The organism is Nonomuraea sp. NPDC049784 (assembly GCF_040659615.1).
GTDB lineage: Bacteria > Actinomycetota > Actinomycetes > Streptosporangiales > Streptosporangiaceae > Nonomuraea.
This window is the reverse complement of sequence record NZ_JBFAMX010000940.1, coordinates 1-2,867: the sequence shown is the minus strand read 5'-3', so window position 1 is coordinate 2,867 and position 2,867 is coordinate 1. Positions and strand designations below refer to the sequence as shown.

Below are 2,867 nucleotides of genomic sequence, written 5' to 3'. Positions count from 1 at the left end.
CCCTCGTCGCGCTGGCCGCACTCGCGGCCGGCGCGCTGCGCCACCGCTTTCCGCACCATCTCGGGCCTCTGCCCCACCGTGTCCACGCCGCCCGCCGCGTCGCGGTCGGGGACTGATCGTCAACAGGAGAAGCACCATGACCGATACCGAGGCTCAGATCCTTCACACCGTCCTGGACCGGTGGAAGGCCGCGGTCGACGCACACGACCCCAAGCGCGTCGCGTCGTACTTCACCGACGACGCGATCTTCCAGGGCCTGCACCCTTACAGCGTCGGTCCCGGCGGCGTCGCCGAGTACTACGACGCGCAGCCGATCGGCATGACCGCCGCGTACACCATCTTGGAGACCCGGCGGCCGGCCGACGACCTTGTCCTCGGCTACATGAGTGTCGACTTCTCCTTCACCAGTCGGCCGACCTTGACCGTCTATCTCTGCGTGATGGCGCGGCAGATCGGCGACGACTGGCTCATCAGCCACTACCAGGTTTCGCGCCTCCCATGAGGTAGGCGCGGCTCTCAGTAAAGGTTCATCGAAGTGCACCGATTCGTTCACGAACATTCCCCGGCGCTGCTCGCATCCAAAGGGTGCAAGGTCAACAGCGACAAACAGCAAAGGGGTAGTCGTGAAAACGCTCGCAGCAGCAGTGACGATAGCCGCCGTGGTGGCCACGCCGTTCCTCGTCGCATCACCGGCCGGCGCCGCCTCCAACCCCAGGACGCACTACAGCCTGTCCTACGGCACTGGCGAGTACACGCTCAAGGGCAACATCATCTGGTACAACCGCACCGTGCAGATCGGCGCCTCGCTGAAGGCGAACGAGGACAACTGCGCGAAGGCGCGCTACAAGTTCTGGCACGGGCGCCGGCTCGTCGGGCAGGCCGAGCGCGTGGTCTGCTCCGGGACCAAGGGTCACGGCTTCAGGCGCCAGTACGACCAGCGCGGCGGCATCACCGAGGTCACCGTGGACCTCCTGCAGCAGAACGGCCGCCGGGCCTGGACGTACCTCACTGGCACGACCTGCACCCGTAGCGGCTGCCGGTGACCTCCGGGCCCTCCCTCGGAGGACTGTGACACCTGTGCCACGCTCCCCTGCCCAAGTTGACAGTGGTTCGCGCCGCGAACTAGCTTAGTGCGTACAACGAACAGTACGTACTACCAACTATTTTTAAGGGGGGCGTCGGTGAGTGCGATCGTGGGACAGCGGGTCGGGTTCGGGACGACCTACGGCTTCGGGGAGTTCGCCCCCGAACGGCTGGTCGACGACGTCGTGGAGGCCGAGGCGCTGGGCTTCGACATGTTCGGCATCAGCGACCACCTCCACGGCGAGCACGCCACTCTGGAGACGTGGACCGCGCTGACCTGGGCGGCGGCGGCGACCGAGCGCATCGAGGTCATGCCGAACGTGCTCGGGCTGCCGTACCGTGCGCCGGCCGTGACCGCGAAGATGGCCGAGACCCTGGACCGGCTCTCGGGGGGCAGGCTGGTGCTGGGACTGGGCTCCGGCGGGTACGACCGGGAATTCGCCGCGTTCGGGCTGCCCGTGCGCACACCTGGGCAGAAGGTCGGCGCGCTCGCGGAGGCGCTGGAGATCATTCGCCGCCTGTGGGCCGAGCCGGGGGTCTCGTTCGACGGCGAGCACTATCAGGCCCGCGAGGCCCGCATCGAGCCCAGGCCGGCGCATCCGATCCCGATCTGGCTCGGCAGCTACGGCCCGCGGTCACTCCGGCTGACCGGCGCGTTGGCCGACGGCTGGATTCCCTCGCTGCCGCGGCTGGAGCTGAGTCAGGCGGTGGCGATGCGTGACGCCGTACGGGCGGCCGCGGTGGCCGCCGGGCGCGACCCGGACCAGATCACCTGCGCGGCCAACGTCGCCGTCGTCTTCGACGCGAAACGATCGCCGACGCCGCAGGTCGTGGCGGGCGGCGACGAGGCGATCGCCGGACAGCTCGTCGAGATCATCCGCGCGGGTTTCACGTTCCTCAACGTGATGTTCTCCGCGCCGGATCCGCGCCGGCGCTTCGCGCTGGAAGTCATCCCGCTGGTGCGCGACGCGCTGGCACAGAGCTGATCGCGCACCGGCGGCGACACGCCCGCATACCGACAGTGACCGGCCTTATCGTCCGCGTTGAGGTGGGCGATAGAATTTGAGCAGTGGCTTGGGCCGGGCAGGGGGAGGAGGCCCAGGCCGGATACGCGGACCGGGAGCTGGCGTGGGTAGCGGCCTGACCCAGCGCGCGGTGGCCGCGGGGATCGTGCTCGCGCTGGTCGTCGGGGCCACCTTCGTGATGTTGCTGTACTCGATGGCCGGCATGCGCCGCTCGCAGCTCCAGGCGGGACATTCCACCCAGGTCCTGGTGGTGACCAACCGGCTGGAACGCCGGATCATGGACATGGAGACCGGGCTGCGCGGGTTCGCCCTCACTGGTCAGGAGCGGTTCCTTCAACCGTGGCAGGAGGCCCTGGCCGCGTACCCCAGGGAGATCGGCGAGCTGGAGCAGCTGGTCGCCGACAATCCCGCCCAGCGCGCTCGCGTACATCGGATCGGGACCGCGGGCGCCTCCTACATCGACGGCTACGCGAGACCGCTGGTGCAGGCCGCCCGCCGCGATCGCGCCGCGGTCACGGCCACGGCGATCGCCGAGGGGGAGCGGCGCGTGGACGTCATACGCGCAGACTTCAGCGCGCTGGTCACGGCCGAACAGTCGCTGCTCGAGGCTCAGCAGAAGCGCTCCGACGCGGCCGCGCGCCGTGCCGGCGTCGTCGGCGCTGCGGGCCTGATCGCGTCCATCGCGCTCATCGCCGCGTACACGGGCTACCTCACGCGCGCGGTGGTCGCACCGGTACGCCGCGTGGCCGCGACCGCCGG

Annotated in this window: 4 protein-coding genes; all 4 read left to right on the top strand. The window is 69.4% G+C overall.

The window, feature by feature from the left end:
- Positions 1–136 precede the first annotated feature (136 nt).
- The gene (locus AB0J09_RS61370; RefSeq protein ID WP_360713277.1) at positions 137–502 is read left to right on the top strand and encodes a nuclear transport factor 2 family protein; all 366 of its coding nucleotides are present in this window, start codon (positions 137–139) and stop codon (positions 500–502) included.
- Positions 503–623: 121 nt separating this feature from the next.
- Positions 624–1,043 (top strand): hypothetical protein, encoded by a 420-nt coding sequence (locus AB0J09_RS61365; RefSeq protein WP_360713275.1) that lies wholly within the window; start codon positions 624–626, stop codon positions 1,041–1,043.
- A gap of 138 nt (positions 1,044–1,181) precedes the next feature.
- A complete protein-coding gene (locus tag AB0J09_RS61360; protein ID WP_360713274.1) occupies positions 1,182–2,069 on the top strand; it encodes an LLM class flavin-dependent oxidoreductase in 888 nt (295 codons plus the stop codon).
- A gap of 142 nt (positions 2,070–2,211) precedes the next feature.
- A partial coding sequence (locus tag AB0J09_RS61355) for a CHASE3 domain-containing protein (protein WP_360713272.1) occupies positions 2,212–2,867 on the top strand: 656 nt, incomplete at its 3' end.

Excerpts from the sequence above, each read along its gene's own strand:
- AB0J09_RS61370 (WP_360713277.1), top strand. The coding sequence starts at position 137 with ATGACCGATACCGAGGCTCAGATCCTTCACACCGTCCTGGACCGGTGG.